This window comes from Pseudomonas sp. RA_15y_Pfl2_54, assembly GCF_963971015.1.
Taxonomy (GTDB): Bacteria; Pseudomonadota; Gammaproteobacteria; order Pseudomonadales; family Pseudomonadaceae; genus Aquipseudomonas; species Aquipseudomonas baetica_A.
The window spans coordinates 66,916-84,349 of record NZ_CAXAPN010000021.1 but is presented as its reverse complement, the minus strand read 5'-3'; the positions used below and the strand labels follow the sequence as shown (position 1 = coordinate 84,349).

Genomic DNA, 17,434 nt, shown 5'->3' with positions numbered 1-17,434 from the left:
ACCGTCCTTTGATGTTCCGCCGCGTTGGCCTGGGCCACGCGATGCATCGTCATCAGGAGTCAAGACCATGAACATTGTGCAAAAACTCAGCGAACACATCAGACAAAAAGGCCTGCGCGCCACCTTCGGCAAGGCCTGGAAGCACTACGTATTCTTTCATCAGGAATTGCTGTGGATGGAGCGTGATCTGGTCAGTCCCGTCCCCCCGCACAACCTCAAACCCTACCCGCCGCTGCGGGTGGTGAAAATCACGCCGGACAACACCAGTGCCTTTGCCCGCTACTTTGGCGACCGCGTCGGCACCATGGCCGAACTGGCCAGAGAAGGCCACACCGGGCACATGCACCTGGACGATCAGGGCGACGCCGTGGCGTTCATCTGGGGCACCGCGCGGGACTATCTCGACCGGCATTACTACGGCTGTCTGTTCCCGGTGAAACCCGGCGAGTTCTTCGAATTCGGCGGCGAACTGACCCGAGCCTACTGGGGCAGCGAACTGTCGGTGGATCTGCAACTGGCGCTGTGGAAAGCCATGGCCGCCCAGGGCTGCAACAAGGTCGTGGACGTCTGCGAATTCCACAACATCCCGGCGCTCAAACTGCACCTGCGCATGGGCTACACCGAGCAACACCGGATCATGAACATTTACACCCTGTTCGGTCGCTGGAACTTCTACCGCGAAACCCGCTACAGCGGTTCGCGCCTGGAAGCGCTACGCAAACCTTCCCGTCCACCCGTCACAGTAACGGCGGCCTGAGCCCATGGCGACGCGATTCGAATGGCGTACTTCATTGTGCGCCGCCGACTTTCCGGCAACAGCGTATGAAGCGCTGCGCCTGCGCGTGACGGACCGCACGCCGTTCAACAACCTTGGCTGGTTGTGTGCGGCCGAGCAGGCCCTTGGCGAGGGTGAGCGCCTGCACATCCTGCTGGGATGGGAGGCGGATCAATTGCGTCTGTGCCTACCGCTGGTGGCGAGTCGTGAGCGCTTCGCCGGGTTGCGGTTTCGGGTGTTGCACCACTTGGGTTATCCGTTGGCTGATCGCTTGGCCCTGCTCTCTTTGCTGGCCGGCGAGGACATGCGCAAGGCCCTTGTATTGATTCGCCAACGCCTGCCCCATGCACTGCTTCAGCTCAACGAACTCTCGGAGCCGGCCGGTGAGGAAAGTAGCCTCACCGAATGGATGGCACACAGCTCTGCGGGCGAGCGACGGCTCAGTTGTCGGGCGCCTGTGCACCTGATCAGCGAGGCGGATCATCAGGAAGTGTCCGGCGATCCACGCTACAAACTGCGCCGGGCTCGCAAGCGCATCGCCGCGTGCGGGGCTCAGGTACGGCGGATCATTCCGGACGCGATCAGCATGGGTCCGCTGTTGCAGGTCATCGGCGAAGTCGAAGCGGTCAGTTGGAAAGGCGACGAAGGCGTCGGGATCTTCGCCAGCGAACGCAGTCGCCATCTGATCGAGCGTGCTTTCATTGCCCTCGCCGGCCAAGGCTTGGTGCGGGTGGTGACGCTGGAGTTGAACGGGCGCTGCATCAGCTATCGCCTGGGCTTGCTCGAACAGGGCCGGCTCTACGATTACAACCTCGCCTTCCTGCCGCAATACGCCGATCTGGGCAGCGGCCGGGTGCTGCTGGAGGAATGGATTCGCTGGGGCCTGGACGACCACTGGCGCTGGATCGATGCCTCACGGGTCAGCCTGGAAAACTCCAGCCACCAACTGCACGAACGCATGACCGGGCAACTGGAACACTGGCGCTGGAGTTTCTATTCCTGGCGCCCGAGTGGCCTGGCGCTGGGTCTGGCATTACGCGTCTGGCACCGGCTCAAACCGCCATTGCAACGGTGGCGGGCAAAACGTGCGGCCAAACCTGCACCTGTCGTCAAACCTGTCGCGATCACCACGGAGGGCGAACATGCCTCGCCAAGTCATAGTCAACGCTGACGATTTCGGCCTCAGCCCGAACGAAAACGCGGTGATCTTCGCGGCGTTTCAGGCCGGGGTCATCAGTTCCGCCACCGCCATGGCCAACATGCCAGCGTTCGAAGCCGCGTGCACCATGGCTCGGCAGCCCTTGCTTGAGGGCCGGGTCGGGCTGCACTTCAACCTGACTTACGGGCGACCGCTGAGCCGGACGATTGTGGAGCGCCGAACGTTCTGCGACAGCCATGGCGTATTCGACCTCAACCTGCCGCGCCACCGTTTGTGGCTCAGTCGCGAAGACCGTGAGGCGGTGCATGAAGAATTGCAGGCGCAGTGGCAACGCTGCGTCGATCATGGCGTGCGTCCCAGTCACATCGACTCGCACCAGCATGTGCACAACATTTTGCCGATTGGCGAGATCGTCGCGCGCTTCGCTGCGCATCACGGTGTACCGATTCGGTTGGCGCGCAATCTGGGGCAAAACCTCAATCTGCCCAAACGCGTTTTCAAAGGTTGGCTCAATTGGCGTTTGCAGCGTCTGGCCGGCGCAACGGCGGACTACGTGTGCACCCCCGTGGATTTGCGCAACGGCAGCTCGCCGACCGACGGCGTACTGGAAATCGTCGCCCATCCGACTCAACTCGGGGCCGACTTTGGTGACGCGTATCTCAACCCCGGCGAATCCCTGAGCCGCGTGTTAGCGCAGCGGCTGATGGGCGTTCCACGGGTTTGCTACGCCGACCTGAACAAGGACTTTCCAAGCGGTGCCACGGCACTCGATTGACTTGCATACGTTTCAACATTTTCGAAAATGGCACTCTGAAAGGCATGTAAGGGCTTGATCTATAAACATAAAAAGTGACATCCACAACACTGGGCTTCGGCCATAGAGGGCATCATGAACGTTATCGGAAAACTGCGTGAACGCATCAAGCAAAAAGGCCTGAGCCACACCGTCGGCACGTTGTGGAAACGCTACGTGTTCTTCCATTGGGAACTGTTGTGGATGGAACGTGACCTGGTCAGCCCGGTGCCACCGCACAAGCTGCGCCCCTATGAGGGCCTGCGCAAAGTCGATATCACACCGCACAATGCCGGCGTGTTTGCCAAGCATTTTGGTGACCGCGTGGCGACCATGGCCGAACTCGCCGCCGAAGGTCACACCGGGCACATGTACCTCGACGCCGACGGTCACGCGGTGGCGTTCATCTGGGGCAGCATTCGCGACTATCACGACCGCCACTATTACGGCTGCAACTTCCCGGTCAAACCCGGCGAGTTCTTCGAATTCGGCGGCGAAATGACCCGCGCCTATTTCGGCAGCAGCCTGTCGGTGGACGTGCAAGTGGCGTTGTGGGAAGCCATGGCCGCCCAGGGCTGTAACAAAGTCGTCGACGTCTGCGAAACCCGCAACATCCCGGCAATGAAACTGCACATTCGTATGGGCTATCAAGAACAGGGCCGCGTGACGCACCTCTACTGCTTGTTTGGGCGGTGGCGGTTCTTCCGTGAGACCCGCTACGAGGGCTCACGCCTGGAGCTACTGCGCAAACCGGGGCGGCCAGTGGTGAGTGCGGCGGCGCAGACTTGAATCAACCCCAAAAGGTGTGGCGGCTTTGGTGCCGCCTTCGCGGCCAGTGGCTGCGACAGCGTCAGCTCTTGCTGGCAACCAGGGTGAAACACAACGGCAACTGCGCCTCTTGATTCAGGTACCGGTCGTACAGTTCTTCCCGATTCGAATGCGCATACTCCTTGAAGTGCGCGATGTTCAGCCCTGCCCCGATGGCGCCGCTGAAGATCGCGCCGAGGGTGTGCACGAACCAGTACGACTTCGCCGCCGGTTGCTCGACCTTGCCGACGTAGACGATGGGCTCTTGCTGCACAAACGGTTCGGCGCGGAAGTAGGAGCTGGCGAGGCGGAACGGGTCCTCGGCGTCAGGATCGACCATTTCCAGAAACGGATGGGTTTCGTAGATCACCAGTTTCCCGCCCGGTTTCAGGGTCTGTGCGACGTGGCGCAAGAATTCGCCGATGTCCGGCATCCAGTTCAGTACGCCGATGGTGATCAACGCTACGTCGAAGCGGTTTTGCAACGACGCCGGCAGGTGATGGATATCGCATTCAACGAATTCGGCGTTGTGCGCTGAACGGCTGTTCAGCTCGCGGGCCTGATCGAGAAACGCGCTCGACTGATCCACACCCACCACATTCCGCGCACCGAGTGCGAACAGCGAGAGACTTTCGCGACCGTTGTTGCAGCCCAGTTGAATCACATCTTTACCGTCAACGCCGACCTGTTCCAGCAACCCGCGCAGTGTGTCGTCGAGGCACGAGAAACCTGCCTGTGCGACGTCAGTCAGCAGCGCCTGCCAGTCAGGGGAGTCCTGATGGTGGCGGGCGGAATCGTTCCACGCCTGACGATTGCTTTCGATAGCGTTCTTATTGTTCGGCACTTCCATGGCGTACTCCGCACGATGCGCTTGATTGAGCGGTCGGAGTCTAGATCAGCCAGGCAATTGTGGTTGTTGCGACTTTGTAAGCCGTCGCCCGCTCCCACATTTCCATTTGCGTGAGCTTAGAGAGCGACGTTGCCTTGATTGAGGCGCTCACGCAAAAACTCGATCAGCGCCTGCACTGGGCGCGAGGCCTGACGATGCTGCGGATACACCGCCGACAACGTCAGCGGCTCGGGCCGCAGGTCATCCAGTACGGGCACCAGTCGCCCGTCCTTCAGCGCCGCGCCGACAATGAACGTTGGCAGGTAAGTGATCCCCATCCCCTGCACCGCCGCGTCCCTGAGCAACTCGCCGTTGTTCACGCGCATCCGTCCGGTGACGTTGACCAACACCGGCTTGCCTTGCCCGGCATTGAACCGCCACTGCACCGAGCGGCCGTGCCCATAAGGCAGGCAGTCGTGGCTGTGCAAATCTTCAGGGCTGAGCGGCGTGCCACGTTCGGTGAGGTATGCGGGGCTGGCGCAGTACACCCGCTCGATGGAGGCGATGCGACGGGCGATCAGGGTCGAGTCTTCCAGCACGCCAATGCGTAGCGCCAGATCGTAACCCTCGCCCAGCAAGTCAACGGGGCGATCACTCAGATCCACTTCCACCGTCACTTCACGATAGCGCTGCAAAAACACCGGCAGCAGGCATCCAAGATGCGCCACGGCAAACGACAGCGGTGCACTGAGGCGAATCGTCCCGCGCGGCTCGGCGGTTTGTCCGGCGATGCTCTGCTCCACTTGCTCGACTTCGCCGAGCAGCCGCAGCGCCGACTCGTAATAGCTCTGGCCCAGCGGCGTGACGTCCAGGCGCCGGGTCGAGCGGTTCAACAAGCGCACGCCAAGGCGCTCTTCCAATTGCATCAACCGACGGCTGACGAACTGCTTGGACAGGCCCAACTGATCGGCCGCTGCGGTGAAGCTGCCGGAGTCCATGACCTGGCAAAAAATACGCATGTCTTCGAACGGGTTCATTGTCACTCTCTGGTGGACAGTTAAACGCTTTATAGCCGCTTTTTCGCTGTTCGGCACCCCACTAATCTGTGCTCACGGTGTTGCTGAGGCCTGAACCCCAGTGCCACAGCAGCCCGCCATCAAGGCACAGACCCTAAAAACATTCAAAAGGATTTCCACCATGACCCTCGTCAAGAAAACCCTGACCGCTTCGCTCCTCGCTCTTTCCATCGGCAACGCGTTTGCCGCGGGCAGCCCCGGCGTCGAACACAACACTCAAGCCTTCCTCGAAGCCCTCGCGGCTGGCGGTGGCAAACCGCTTGAGCAACTGAGCCCGAAAGACGCCCGTGCCGTGCTGACCGGCGCACAGGCTTCGGTGAAGGTTGATCTGTCCGGCGTGGAAGTCAGCGACAAGGCCATCAACGTCGACGGTCAGACCATCAACCTGAAAGTGGTGCGTCCGGCCAAGGTCAAAGGCGAGTTGCCGGTGTTCATGTTCTTCCACGGTGGCGGCTGGGTGTTGGGGGACTTCCCGACGCACCAGCGCCTGATTCGTGACTTGGTGGTGGGCTCCGGCGCCGTCGCGGTGTACGTCGATTACACGCCGTCGCCGGAAGCGCAGTACCCGACCGCAATCAACCAGGCGTACGTCGCCACGAAATGGGTGGCTGAGCACGGCAAGGACATCGGCGTCGACGGCAAGCGTCTGGCGGTGGCCGGCAACAGCGTCGGCGGCAACATGGCGGCGGTCGTAGCGTTAATGGCCAAGGAACAGAAAACCCCGGCCCTGCGTTTCCAGTTGCTGATGTGGCCGGTGACCAACGCACAATTCGACGACGGTTCGTACCAGCAGTTTGCCGAGGGCCACTTCCTGACCAAAAACATGATGCAGTGGTTCTGGGACAACTACACCACCCGCTCGGCCGAACGTGCACAGATCCACGCCTCGCCCTTGAATGCCAGCGCCGAACAACTCAAGGGTTTGCCCGCTGCATTGGTGCAGACTGCCGAATTCGACGTGTTGCGTGATGAAGGCGAAGGCTATGCGCGGCATCTGGATGCAGCGGGTGTGCCGGTGACCGCCGTGCGTTACAACGGGATGATTCATGACTTCGGGCTGCTCAACCCGCTGAGTCAGATTCCTGAGGTGAAGGCTGCAGTACGTCAGGCAGCGGCTGAACTCAAGACTCATCTGAACTAAGCGAAATCTCTCGCCACAACGTTTGCCAACGCAGTTTTGCGGCGGCGAAGAGACAAAAATGCCCGCAAATTTGCGGGCATTTTTCAGTTCATCACTTGGCCGTGAACTTGGTATAGCTGTTGATCAAGTTGCGGTAGTTCGGCAGGCGTTCCGAGAGCAAATGTGCCAAGCCTTCCATGTCGTTGCGCCAGTCACCTTGCAGCTCGCAAGCCACGGCGAACCAGTTCATCAGGTGTGCGCCGGCGGCCGACATGCGTGCCCATGCCGCTTGCTGCACGGTGGTGTTGAAGGTGCCGGATGAATCGGTCACCACAAACACTTCATAGCCTTCAGCAATCGCCGACAGGGTCGGGAATGCCACGCAAACGTCGGTCACCACGCCAGCGATGATCAGTTGCTTGCGACCGGTGGCCTTGATCGCCTTGACGAAATCTTCGTTGTCCCAGGCATTGATCTGACCTGGACGCTGAATGAATGGCGCATCCGGGAATTGTTCAAGCAGTTCAGGCACGAGCGGGCCGTTGGGGCCGGCATCGAAACTGGTGGTCAGGATGGTCGGCAGTTTGAAGAACTTGGCGATGTCGCCCAGTGCCAGCACGTTGTTCTTGAATTCGTTCGGCGAGAAATCCTGCACCAGCGAGATCAGACCGGTCTGGTGATCGACCAACAACACGACGGCATCGTCTTTGTTCAGGCGCGAGTAAGGAACGTTGCTCATGTGAAACTCCTCGGTGGATGGTTGTTGCGTGAGACGCCGACCGTCGGGGTCGGCGCTTTGTTGTAAGGATCAGAACGCGAAGCAGGAACAACCGAACGCGCCCCAGAAACCGGCGAAATCGCTGACCGGTGCGTTCGACAGGCGGGCCTTTTCATGGCTGTGCGAGTGCACGGCGCACGCGCCGACGCACTGGTGTACTTGCGCCTGCAATGGCGCGTTCTGGCGCCAGTGGCCCGGGACTTTCGCCACCGGCGACCAGTCCGGCAGCACCGGCACGCTGGCCGGGCCGAGGTCCTGGAAGTCGCCTGCGGCGTAAACGATCTTGCCGCCGACCACGGTCAGCACTGACTCGATCCACTTGATGGCTTCTTCTTCGACGTGGAAGAAGTCGGCGCTCAGCGCCGCCAGATCCGCCAGTTGTCCGACCTTGATCTGGCCTTTCTTGCCCTGCTCGGACGAGAACCAGGCGCTGCCGTGGGTGAACAGCTCCAGCGCGGTGGTGCGCGGCAAACCTTCCTCGTACAAGGCCAGGCCACCGACGGTGCGACCGCTGACCATCCAGTACAGCGACGTCCATGGGTTGTAGCTCGATACCCGTGTTGCGTCAGTGCCCGCGCCAACCGGCACACCTTCGGCGAGCATGCGTTTGATCGGTGGTGTGGCTTCAGCGGCCTGCTTGCCGTAGCGGTCGACGAAATACTCACCCTGGAACGCCATGCGATCCTGAATCGCGATGCCACCGCCCAGCGCTTTTACGCGTTCGATGTTCTGCGCGGTGATGGTTTCGGCGTGGTCGAAGAACCACGGCAGACCATTGAACGGAATGTCGCGGTTGACCTTCTCGAACACGTCGAGCATGCGGCTGATCGATTCGTTGTAGGTGGCGTGCAGACGGAACGGCCAGCGCTGCTCGACCAGGTGACGCACCACCGGTTCGAGTTCCTGTTCCATGGTTTGCGGCAGGTCCGGGCGCGGTTCGAGGAAGTCTTCGAAGTCCGCCGCCGAAAACACCAGCATCTCGCCGGCGCCGTTGTGCCGCAGGAAGTCGTCGCCCTGGTGCAACTTTACGCTGCCGGTCCAGTTCTGGAAATCGGTCAGCTCTTCTTTCGGTTTCTGGGTGAACAGGTTGTAGGCGATGCGCACGGTCAGTTGGTCGTCTTTGGCCAACTGCTCGATCACTTGGTAATCGTCCGGGTAGTTCTGGAAACCGCCGCCGGCATCGATGGCGCTGGTCAGGCCGAGGCGATTGAGTTCACGCATGAACTGGCGGGTCGAGTTGACCTGATATTCCAGTGGCAGCTTCGGCCCCTTGGCCAGGGTCGAGTACAGAATCATCGCGTTGGGTTTTGCCACCAGCATGCCGGTCGGGTTGCCGTTGGCATCGCGCACGATCTCGCCACCCGGCGGGTTGGGCGTGTCGCGGGTGTAACCGGCCACACGCAACGCGGCGCGGTTGAGCAAGGCGCGGTCGTACAGGTGCAGGACAAACACCGGGGTGTCCGGCGCGGCCTGGTTGAGTTCTTCAAGGGTCGGCATGCGTTTTTCGGCGAACTGGAATTCGTTCCAGCCGCCGACCACGCGTACCCATTGCGGGGTCGGTGTGCGGTCGGCCTGCTCCTTGAGCATGCGCAGCGCATCGGCCAGCGATGGCACGCCCTCCCAGCGCAGTTCGAGGTTGTAGTTCAAACCACCACGGATCAGGTGCAAGTGCGAGTCATTGAGACCGGGGATGACGCAGCGCCCGTGCATGTCGACCACTTGTGTGGCCGAGCCGCGCAGGGCCATGGCTTGGGTGTCGTTACCGACGACCACGAAGCGACCGTCCTTGATCGCCACGGCGCTGGCCAGCGGTTTGGTTCGGTCTACGGTATGAAATTGGCCATTGAACAGAATCAGATCAGCGTTCATCGCAGTTCCTTCGACAAAAGTGAATGGGGTTCAGCGTGACGGGTGTTCGTCGGGGTCAATGTGTTCATGGGCCTGACTGGCTTCCAGCCACGGCGCGAACAAACGGGTCACGCGGGGCATGAACACGTACACCACTGACACGACGATGGTCAGGGTGATCAGGAACGTGGCCACCACGTAGTTGGAAAGCAGCGGATGCAGCTTGAGCAGCGGCCCCCAGATCAGCGGCACGAGCAAGGTGTGCGGCAGAATCACCAGCAATGTGATGACCGCTTGTTTCCAGCGCGGTGGCGGTGACGCGGCATCGGCCAGTGGGGAGAACCAGAACTCGTTGATCGGTGCGACTTCGGTCTGGTCGCCGTCGGCGAGCATCGGTGCGGCTTCATTGATCAGGGCCTGGCGTTGCTCAGAGTCGAGCCAGCGCTGCATCGCCTCGGTCGAGCAAAACCGCAGCACGCAGGTGAACAGATCCAGCCCGCCATGCTTGCTGCGCATCACATCGACCCCCAGATGCCCGTCGCTGCGCCCCGCCACACTGACGATATTGCGCAACCAGGCCTCATAGGGCTTTTCAAAACCGGCCTTGACCCGATGCTTGACGATCAGCGTGACAATCTCATCGCTCCCGGGTGCATTCTGAAAGGGGCTATCAGGCATAACGCAGCACTCCGGGCAGGCGAACATTGAGCGCCAGCCGTCCCGGCCCGGCGATAAACACAGTGGCAAACACGATCAACAGCAACCAGCCGAACTGCCCTTGGGCCACACTCCATTGCGGATGCACGACCAACAGCGCGACCAGCAGCACAAATAGAATAGGCAAGCAGGCCAATCGCGCCAGGACACCGGCGACGATCAACAGCGGACAGAGGACTTCGGCGAAGATCGCCAGAATCAGCGTGAGGTGGGCACCGAGGTGGAACGGGTCTTCGATCAGTTGCAGTTGCGCGGTGAAGTCCAGCAGCTTGGGCAAACCGTGCACCCACAGCAGAAAAAGACCGCCGCTGATCCGTAGAAACAGTAAACCGACGTCGCGCGCCCGTTCGTCGCGTTGCAAGGCATTCATGACCCGACCCTTTAAATGTCATTGAACTCAATAATGCCAATGCGGGGCGGGGAGAAATTGGATGGATGTGCTCTCTTCTCAGATCGAGCAAAAACCAAAAGGAACTAAAGAGACCTGCCGGAGCTTGCTCGCGAAAGTGCTGTGTCATTCAACGATGATGCTGGCTGATCCGACGTCTTCGCGAGCAAGTCCGCTCCCACAGGGTGTTGTGTCATTTTCAGGAAAGGTGTGCAGCGTCAGGCGGGCGGGATGTCCAGCGATGCCGACATGAACTGACTGATCCTGGATCGCAGCCAGCGCTCGGCCGGGTCGTTGTCATGCACCCCGCTCCAGGCCATCGACAGTTGCGCGGCATCAATCGGGAACGGCGGGTCTTCAGCGCGTAGAGCGCAGCCATCGACCAGCGCGCACGCGGCGTAATCGGGCACGGTGGCGATCATTTCGGTGCCGGCGAGCAACGCGCGCAAGCCGCTGAATTGCGGCACGCCGAGCACCACGCGACGGCAACGGCCGAGCTTGGCCAGATCCAGGTCGATGTTGCCGCTCAAATCGCCAGAGAACGACACCATCGCATGCGGACGCTCGCAGTATTCGTCCAGCGTCATTGGCCCCGGGCGGTCGTCGCCGCGCAGGACTTTGCAAGGGATGTCGCGCAGCTTCTTGCGCTTGGCATTGGCCGGCAGGTCGGTGGTGTAGCTGACGCCGACGGAGATTTCGCCGGAGGCCAGCAACGCCGGCATCAGCAGGTAGTTGGCACGCCGTACGACCACAACGATCCCCGGCGCCTCTTGTTGGAGGTTACGCAACAGCGGCGGAAACAGACCGAATTCGGCGTCGTCCGACAGGCCGATGCGGAACACGTCGCAACTGCTCGCCGGTTCGAACTCCTTGGCCCGGCTGACGGCGCCGGAAATGACGTCCATCGCCGGTTGCAATTCCTTGAGAATGGCCAGGGCGCGGGCGGTCGGCTCCATGGCGCGACCGTTGCGCAGCAGCAGCGGATCATCGAACAGATCACGCAAACGACCAAGCGCCGCGCTCACGGCGGGTTGACCCATGAACAGTTTTTCCGCGACCCGGGTGAGGTTTTTTTCGAACATCAGGGCTTCGAAAATCACCAGCAGGTTCATGTCGACGCGACGCAGATCGTTACGGTTCATGAGCATCTGTTCCTTACTTGGAAGTCTTGTTCAGTCAGGCGCGAGTGCGACTTACTTTACTCGATCAACGGCACTTTGGCGGCGGGTTTGTCAGGGCCTTACATCCCCGACAGCCACTCTGCGTGCCTCCAACATCAGCGGACACGCGGACGCGCCCGGCGTCTTCATCATCTTCGCCGATCTGCCACAGGCTGACTTGCAGCGATGTGCTGAGTTCAACGCTTCGCGGCGCAATTAACAACGTTTAACTCGTCAGCCCTCTGGCCCCGCCCAACAATGAAACCCTCAGCGAAACGTTGTTTTTTTGACCTGGGGGAAAGTGCCGAACGTGCGTTCCCCACCGACACGGACATTGGCCATGGTTCACGTACAACACAGCGTCGCCCTCGCCCCTGCCAGCGAACCTCACGCACCGCGCCTCGGCGGTCTCAGTCCGCAACGCGAACGGCGAGTCAAACAGTTGATTCTCGAGCGTCTGGACGACAGTCTGGAAGTCACGGAACTGGCGCAAGCGTGTTCGCTGTCGCGCAGTCACTTTTCCCGGGCGTTCAAGTGCAGCACCGGGCTTTCACCGCAAGAATGGATCCGCACCCAACGCATCGCCCGCGCCAAGCTTTTGATCCTGCACACCGACTTGAGCCTGACGCAAATCAGCCTGGAATGCGGTTTCTGCGATCAGGCGCACTTCTGTCACATCTTCACCCGCAGCGAGGGGATCAATCCGTTCGCCTGGCGCTGTCGTGAGGCGCAAGGCAGCAAAATCAAACGATCGCAGCCTGCGCCAGTCGCAAGCGTTTGCATCGCTTTGTAGGGTGGGGCTCACGTTTGCGCCATGCGCTGCGCCAAACGCGCGACCCGCTCGCCCAAGTGCGCCGCTGTGCACCGGTCTTCAGGCGGTGGCGCCTGGTCGGGCGTCTGTTCGACATTGGATTGCGACATGGCGCCAAGTGAGCTGCCGAGACGATTCAATTGCCCATCAAAGCATCCGGCCGCTGAACGCGCCGGAAGCAGGTCGAGACCGACCCAGATCATCGAATGTTGCGCGGCAAACACCGCCATTTGCAGCAGCGTGTTGAGCTTGTCGCCACACAGGCTGCCCGAGTTGGTGAACCCGGCGGCGATTTTGTCGCGCCACGGTTTGGCCAGATAGAACGCCGCGCTGGCCTCCATGAATTGCTTGAACCCCGCCGAAGCGCTGCCCATGTAGGTCGGCGCACCGAAGATGATCGCATCGGCGTAATGCAACTCATCCCAATGGGCATCCACTTCCTCTACCGCAATCAACCGACAGGTGCTGCCCAAATGCCGTTCGACGCCTCGCGCCACGGCTTCGGCCATGACCCGCGTGTGCCCATAGCCGCTGTGATAGACAACCACCACGTTGCTCATTGCGCCGTCCTCCGGACGTGTGCATTCCATTGCAGCCAGCAGGCCGGTGCCTGTCGCTGAACTTGTCTGACTGGATTTTTGGGGCTAGACCGGACACAGACGAGTTAATCGTTGTTAATTGTGGCGCGCCTGAAGACGCGGCTTGGAACATGGCAGTCCGTAAAAACGGGGGTTGCGCCGCTTCGCGTTCATCGAGGCCGTCCTTCTGCACGTTGCACGCAGGCAAGAACCTGAGGAATATGTCCCGATACTGCGGATTAGAGGGCTTGCGTGCGCTGTTCTCTTCCTCCGCCCTGCTCGTCACAAAGTCTTCGCACAGTACGGGCAGGATCATAAAAACATTGCAGGAGTGAGCTGTTGAGTCTTTCCCCGAATCAGGCCATCGGTTTCGGCCCCTATCGGATCCATCCCGGACAACGGCTGGTGCTTGAGGGCGACCAGCCGTTGCGTCTGGGGCGACGTGCCATGGACATTCTGCTGATCCTGCTGGCGAACGCCGGCGAAGTGGTGAGCAAGCAGCAGTTGATCGCCGAGGTGTGGCCGAACAGTGTTGTGGAAGACATCAACCTGCGTGTGCACATGGCGGCGCTACGCAAAGCCCTTGGCGACGGCCAGGCCGGCCAGCGCTACATCATCACGGTGGCGCAGCGTGGCTACAGTTTTGTCGCGCCGACCCTGCTGGAGTCCATCGGGCAGCGCCCGCTCGCCGATAGCGGCACCCGGCATAACCTGCCGCTGCGCCGCACACGGATGATCGGCCGTCAGCCACTGGTCGACAGCTTGGTGGCCCAACTGCCACGTCAGCGCTGCATCACGTTGGTCGGCCCCGGCGGGATCGGCAAAACCACCGTGGCCCTGCGTGTGGCCGAACAGATGATCGGCCGCTACCAGGACGGTATCCGGCTGCTGGACCTGGCGCCAATCAACGACCCACAAATGATCTGCTCGCACCTGACGACCTTGCTCGACCTGTCGCTGCACGATGGCGAACCGCTTAACAGGTTGATCGACGGCTTGAGCAAACGGCAAATGTTGCTGGTGATCGACAACTGCGAACACCTGATCGATGCCGTAGCGCTGCTCAGCGAGCACATTTTGCGCGGCGCGCCGCAAGTGCACATTCTGGCCACCAGCCGAGAGAGCCTGCGCGCCGAAGGCGAGTATGTGCAGCGCCTGGAATCCCTGGATTACCCGCCGCCGATTGCGGTGCTCGATCGTGCGCAAGCCTTGAGCTTTTCGGCACTGCAACTGTTTGTCGAACGAGCCCTTGCCGCTCACGAGAGCTTCGAATTGCAGGATGCCGAGTTGCCTCATGTCATTGAAATCTGCCGACGGCTGGATGGCATCCCCCTGGCATTGGAACTGGCGGCGGCGCAGGTCAACGAACTGGGGCTGAGCGGTTTGCTGAGCCAATTGCAGGGGCGCCTGCCCGCCTCGCCAGCAGGTAATCAGAGCAGCCTGGAACGCCACCATACCCTGCGCGCGACGCTGGACTGGAGCTTCAATCTGCTCACGCCTTGCGAACAGACTTGCTTGCGACGATTGGGCGTCTTTCGTGGCGGTTTCACACTGGAGTCCGCTGCCGCCGTGATTGTCGGTCAGCACATTGAACCCGACGAGGTCTTTGGCTCCGTCACACAACTGGTCGCCAAATCTCTGCTCAACGTCGAGGTCGGTGATGAAGAGGTGTTCTACCGCTTGCTCGACACCACCCGGCGCTACGCCCTGGAAAAACTCGACCACTGCGCGGAACTTGCCGACACCCGCAAACGCCACGCCGAACGCTGCCTGGCGCTGATGCATCAAGCGCAAAGTGATTGGGAGAGCACCTCGACCGCTTTGTGGATCGAACGCTATGCACGCGGTCTCGAAGACTTGCGTGCTGCGCTGGACTGGAGCCTGAACGGTGCTGGGCCCGATGAAGTGGGGATTTATCTGGCCGCGACCTCGGCACCGTTGTGGCAAGAGTTGTCGCTGCTCAAGGAGTACGGCGGTTACGTGCGTCGGGCGCTGGCCCTGCTCGACAAGGCCGCCGAACCTTGTCCGCGTGTGAAAATCGCTCTGAAACTGGCGCTCGGCAGTGCCTGCTACCACACCTGGGGCGGCACCCCGGAAACCATCGCAGCCTTCGTCGACGCCCGTACGCTGGCGCAAGCACACGACGATATCGCCGGGCAACTGCGGGCGGTGTCCGGACACATGGCGGTCAATCTCAGTTGCGGTCATTACCAGGCAGCGCTGGAGCAGAGCGAGCAGTTCGACCGCATTGGCCTGCATGGCGACCCGCTGCTGTCGCTGAGCATGCACCGGTTGCGGGTGCTGGCCCTGCACTACGCGGGCGACCAGACGCAGGCGCGCATTCATGCCGAGCAGGTGATCGAACGGATGGCACACAGCGGTCACCTCAACCGTTTTACCCACGGTTTTGGCGTGCAGTACGACCAGAGCGTCGCCTCGCTGACAGTGCTCGCCCGTGTGCTGTGGCTGCAAGGTTTCCCGGAGCAAGCCTGGCGCACCGCGCGACAGGCGCTGGATATTGCCGTGCAGATCAACCACGGCACCTCGATCTGTTACACCTTGGCGCTGGCCAGTTGTTTGATTGCTCATTACAACGGTGACCGGCAAAACGCCCGCGCGCTGCTGCATCTGTTGCTCGAGCAGGCACAGAAGCATTCGGTCATGCTGTTCTATACGTGGGCACGGCACTACGCGCAGGTGATCGACGCGGATAGCGCCACGCCAATGCCGTTGCAGAGCAGCGGTCTGGTCAGAGAAGTCATGGTGACCCTGGACAGCGGATTTGTTGATGATGCATTGCTTGAACGCGCGCAAAGCGGCGCAGCGGGTTGGAGTACAGCGGAGATTTTGCGCGCTCGCGCGGATCGGTTGTTGGCTGAAGAATCAGGGTGTTCGGGCGGCAATACCCGCCAGGCAGAAGAAGTATTGCAACAGGCACTCTCGATCGCCCAAAGCCAGGGCGCCCTGGCTTGGGAACTGCGCAGCGCCACGTCGCTGGCCCAACTGTGGCAACGGCAAAACCGCTGCCGCGAAGCGCTGGATCTGCTGAACCCGATCTACCAACGCTTCACCGAAGGCTACGCCACGCCGGACTTGCGCAAGGTGCGCTCGCTACTCGACGAGCTGAGCAGTCAACTGCGAGTCTGAAGGCCAACGGCTGCGGCTTAGGCTGCGTGCATGGCGGTGTTCGAAATTACTCGACTCACCACTGCGTTCCAGTCGTTCGCGAGCATAACGCCGGGTGGTGTTGAGCATGCGATAGCGCAGCCCACCGGTGCCCCGCACCACCACCAGCCACGATTTCTGCGCCAACCGCTCAATCATCAAGGCCAGCATCGAGGGCGGCAGTTGTGCGCAACTGATCACACTCAACGCGGCATCAAGGGCAAAAGCCGTCTGGAACACCGACAGTCGGTGCAACACCCGTTGTTCCTGCTTGCTCAGGTGCTGATAACTCCAGTCCAGCGCGGCCGTCAGGGTTTGATGGCGGGGCACGGCGGTGCGCCGACCATGACTGAGCATCTGTAGACAGTTGTCGAGTTGGGCCTGCAACCCGACCATCGCCAAAGCATCGATGTGTGCCGCTGCCAGTTCAATCGCCAGCGGCAAACCATCGAGTCGCCGACAGATGTCACGCACAGCGTTGAGATCCTGTTCGCGCAGCGTAAATCCCTGCTGCCGCGCGCGGGCACGACTGACAAACAACTGCACCGCCGAATAACCCATGACTTCTGCAACACTGTTCAGTGCCGTGGATTTGGGAATGGCCAGCGGCGGCAGTTGTTGCACGGTCTCCAGGCTGGCGTGCAAGGCTTCACGACTGGTCGCAAGAATCGACAGCCTGGGCGCTGCGTCCAATAAGCGTTCAACCAACGCCTTGCAAGCGTCGAGCAGGTGCTCACAGTTATCCAGCACCAGCAAGGTGTGGCGGCGAGATAGCGCGTCGAGATCGGTTTCGAGTGTTTGCAGCAGATGATCGAGCAGCAACGCGGGCTCGTCGATCACAGACAGATCCACCAGCCACACGCCGTCACCAAAATGCTCCAGCAACAACTCTGCCGCGCGCAACGCGACCGTGGTTTTGCCGACGCCCGCCGGGCCGGTCACGGTCATCAGCCGGCACAGCGGCAATTGCCGCACCATGGCGCCCACCAATGAATCGCGACCCGTGACCGGCGTCAGTCGCGCCGGCAAGTTGTGCAGGGGCGCTTGCAGACCTTCGAACACCACTTGCCCGGCGCTGTCACCGTGCACCGGCGCCGCGAAGCGATAGCCGCATTGCGGCACATTGACAATGTAGCGATGCCCCTTCTCACCCTCACCCAATGCTCTGCGCAGCGCCGCGATGTGAACGCGAAGGTTGATTTCCTCAACCACTGACGTCGGCCAGACCCGCGCAATCAACTCTTCCTTTCTGACCACGCGCCCCGCTCGCTCGACCAGCACCTGCAGAATGTCCAGCGCACGCCCGCCCATACGCAGTGGCCGATCCCCTTCCAGGATCAACCGTTGGCGCAAATGAAACGCGTAGGGGCCGAAATACAGCACCGACGCCGGGTTCACATCGTGGCGGTTGTTCATACCCGCTATCTTGG

At 61.1% G+C, this 17,434-nt stretch carries 16 protein-coding genes; 7 read left to right on the top strand and 9 right to left on the bottom strand.

Annotated features, from left to right (window positions below):
• Window positions 1–67: 67 nt before the first annotated feature.
• The 4 genes from AACY50_RS16760 (at window position 68) to AACY50_RS16745 (ending at window position 3,516) form a co-directional block, all read left to right on the top strand.
• Window positions 68–757 (top strand): N-acetyltransferase, encoded by a 690-nt coding sequence (locus tag AACY50_RS16760; protein WP_339432518.1) that lies wholly within the window; start codon window positions 68–70, stop codon window positions 755–757.
• A 4-nt stretch (window positions 758–761) separates the two neighbouring features.
• A complete protein-coding gene (locus AACY50_RS16755) occupies window positions 762–1,946 on the top strand; it encodes a GNAT family N-acetyltransferase (protein ID WP_339538870.1) in 1,185 nt (394 codons plus the stop codon).
• Window positions 1,918–2,709, top strand: coding sequence for a ChbG/HpnK family deacetylase (locus tag AACY50_RS16750; protein WP_339432520.1), 792 nt, complete (start codon window positions 1,918–1,920; stop codon window positions 2,707–2,709). The genes AACY50_RS16755 and AACY50_RS16750 overlap by 29 nt, the downstream gene beginning before the upstream one ends.
• A 114-nt stretch (window positions 2,710–2,823) precedes the next feature.
• Window positions 2,824–3,516, top strand: a complete 693-nt coding sequence (locus AACY50_RS16745; RefSeq protein ID WP_339538869.1) for an N-acetyltransferase — start codon at window positions 2,824–2,826, stop codon at window positions 3,514–3,516.
• A 61-nt stretch (window positions 3,517–3,577) separates the two neighbouring features.
• On the opposite strand, the gene AACY50_RS16740 is transcribed toward AACY50_RS16745, so the two are convergent.
• Window positions 3,578–4,384 carry a class I SAM-dependent methyltransferase gene (locus AACY50_RS16740; protein ID WP_339432522.1) on the bottom strand — a complete coding sequence of 269 codons (807 nt, stop codon included), beginning with the start codon at window positions 4,382–4,384 and terminating at the stop codon, window positions 3,578–3,580.
• Window positions 4,385–4,500: 116 nt separating this feature from the next.
• Window positions 4,501–5,400, bottom strand: coding sequence for a LysR family transcriptional regulator (locus AACY50_RS16735; RefSeq protein WP_339432523.1), 900 nt, complete (start codon window positions 5,398–5,400; stop codon window positions 4,501–4,503).
• Between the two features lie 160 nt (window positions 5,401–5,560).
• Between AACY50_RS16735 and AACY50_RS16730 the strand changes: the two genes are divergently transcribed.
• On the top strand, window positions 5,561–6,580 hold the full coding sequence (locus AACY50_RS16730; RefSeq protein ID WP_339538868.1) for an alpha/beta hydrolase: 1,020 nt from the start codon (window positions 5,561–5,563) through the stop codon (window positions 6,578–6,580).
• Between the two features lie 91 nt (window positions 6,581–6,671).
• On the opposite strand, the gene ycaC is transcribed toward AACY50_RS16730, so the two are convergent.
• From ycaC to AACY50_RS16705, 5 genes are all read right to left on the bottom strand, one after another.
• Entirely contained in the window at window positions 6,672–7,298 is a 627-nt protein-coding gene (ycaC, locus tag AACY50_RS16725) for an isochorismate family cysteine hydrolase YcaC (RefSeq protein ID WP_339432525.1), read from the bottom strand.
• 69 nt (window positions 7,299–7,367) lie between these two features.
• A complete protein-coding gene (locus tag AACY50_RS16720; protein ID WP_339465658.1) occupies window positions 7,368–9,206 on the bottom strand; it encodes an amidohydrolase in 1,839 nt (612 codons plus the stop codon).
• Between the two features lie 30 nt (window positions 9,207–9,236).
• Entirely contained in the window at window positions 9,237–9,863 is a 627-nt protein-coding gene (locus AACY50_RS16715) for an antibiotic biosynthesis monooxygenase (RefSeq protein WP_339495856.1), read from the bottom strand.
• Window positions 9,856–10,272, bottom strand: coding sequence for a DoxX family protein (locus AACY50_RS16710; protein ID WP_339538867.1), 417 nt, complete (start codon window positions 10,270–10,272; stop codon window positions 9,856–9,858). The genes AACY50_RS16715 and AACY50_RS16710 overlap by 8 nt, the downstream gene beginning before the upstream one ends.
• Before the next feature lie 236 nt (window positions 10,273–10,508).
• Window positions 10,509–11,432 carry a LysR family transcriptional regulator gene (locus tag AACY50_RS16705; protein WP_221729543.1) on the bottom strand — a complete coding sequence of 308 codons (924 nt, stop codon included), beginning with the start codon at window positions 11,430–11,432 and terminating at the stop codon, window positions 10,509–10,511.
• Between the two features lie 358 nt (window positions 11,433–11,790).
• Between AACY50_RS16705 and AACY50_RS16700 the strand changes: the two genes are divergently transcribed.
• Window positions 11,791–12,243 (top strand): AraC family transcriptional regulator, encoded by a 453-nt coding sequence (locus AACY50_RS16700; RefSeq protein WP_339432530.1) that lies wholly within the window; start codon window positions 11,791–11,793, stop codon window positions 12,241–12,243.
• 8 nt (window positions 12,244–12,251) lie between these two features.
• Here the strand turns inward: AACY50_RS16700 and AACY50_RS16695 are convergent, their stop codons facing one another.
• Window positions 12,252–12,821: a flavodoxin family protein gene (locus tag AACY50_RS16695; RefSeq protein WP_339432531.1), complete on the bottom strand. Its 570-nt coding sequence runs from the start codon at window positions 12,819–12,821 to the stop codon at window positions 12,252–12,254.
• Window positions 12,822–13,178: 357 nt separating this feature from the next.
• Here AACY50_RS16695 and AACY50_RS16690 point away from each other — a divergent pair, with 357 nt between their 5' ends.
• Window positions 13,179–15,986 carry an ATP-binding protein gene (locus AACY50_RS16690; protein WP_339538866.1) on the top strand — a complete coding sequence of 936 codons (2,808 nt, stop codon included), beginning with the start codon at window positions 13,179–13,181 and terminating at the stop codon, window positions 15,984–15,986.
• Here the strand turns inward: AACY50_RS16690 and AACY50_RS16685 are convergent.
• On the bottom strand, window positions 15,951–17,420 hold the full coding sequence (locus AACY50_RS16685) for an ATP-binding protein (RefSeq protein WP_339538865.1): 1,470 nt from the start codon (window positions 17,418–17,420) through the stop codon (window positions 15,951–15,953). The genes AACY50_RS16690 and AACY50_RS16685 overlap by 36 nt on opposite strands.
• Window positions 17,421–17,434 lie beyond the last annotated feature (14 nt).

What these genes read in the sequence shown, in the direction of transcription:
- AACY50_RS16710 (WP_339538867.1), bottom strand. Translation starts at nt 10,272, where the DNA reads ATGAATGCCTTGCAACGCGACGAACGGGCGCGCGACGTCGGTTTACTG.
- AACY50_RS16695 (WP_339432531.1), bottom strand. Translation starts at nt 12,821, where the DNA reads ATGAGCAACGTGGTGGTTGTCTATCACAGCGGCTATGGGCACACGCGG.
- AACY50_RS16730 (WP_339538868.1), top strand. Translation starts at nt 5,561, where the DNA reads ATGACCCTCGTCAAGAAAACCCTGACCGCTTCGCTCCTCGCTCTTTCC.
- AACY50_RS16755 (WP_339538870.1), top strand. Translation starts at nt 762, where the DNA reads ATGGCGACGCGATTCGAATGGCGTACTTCATTGTGCGCCGCCGACTTT.
- AACY50_RS16760 (WP_339432518.1), top strand. Translation starts at nt 68, where the DNA reads ATGAACATTGTGCAAAAACTCAGCGAACACATCAGACAAAAAGGCCTG.
- AACY50_RS16705 (WP_221729543.1), bottom strand. Translation starts at nt 11,432, where the DNA reads ATGAACCGTAACGATCTGCGTCGCGTCGACATGAACCTGCTGGTGATT.
- AACY50_RS16720 (WP_339465658.1), bottom strand. Translation starts at nt 9,206, where the DNA reads ATGAACGCTGATCTGATTCTGTTCAATGGCCAATTTCATACCGTAGAC.
- AACY50_RS16735 (WP_339432523.1), bottom strand. Translation starts at nt 5,400, where the DNA reads ATGAACCCGTTCGAAGACATGCGTATTTTTTGCCAGGTCATGGACTCC.
- AACY50_RS16685 (WP_339538865.1), bottom strand. Translation starts at nt 17,420, where the DNA reads ATGAACAACCGCCACGATGTGAACCCGGCGTCGGTGCTGTATTTCGGC.
- AACY50_RS16700 (WP_339432530.1), top strand. Translation starts at nt 11,791, where the DNA reads ATGGTTCACGTACAACACAGCGTCGCCCTCGCCCCTGCCAGCGAACCT.
- AACY50_RS16715 (WP_339495856.1), bottom strand. Translation starts at nt 9,863, where the DNA reads ATGCCTGATAGCCCCTTTCAGAATGCACCCGGGAGCGATGAGATTGTC.
- AACY50_RS16745 (WP_339538869.1), top strand. Translation starts at nt 2,824, where the DNA reads ATGAACGTTATCGGAAAACTGCGTGAACGCATCAAGCAAAAAGGCCTG.
- AACY50_RS16740 (WP_339432522.1), bottom strand. Translation starts at nt 4,384, where the DNA reads ATGGAAGTGCCGAACAATAAGAACGCTATCGAAAGCAATCGTCAGGCG.
- ycaC (WP_339432525.1), bottom strand. Translation starts at nt 7,298, where the DNA reads ATGAGCAACGTTCCTTACTCGCGCCTGAACAAAGACGATGCCGTCGTG.
- AACY50_RS16750 (WP_339432520.1), top strand. Translation starts at nt 1,918, where the DNA reads ATGCCTCGCCAAGTCATAGTCAACGCTGACGATTTCGGCCTCAGCCCG.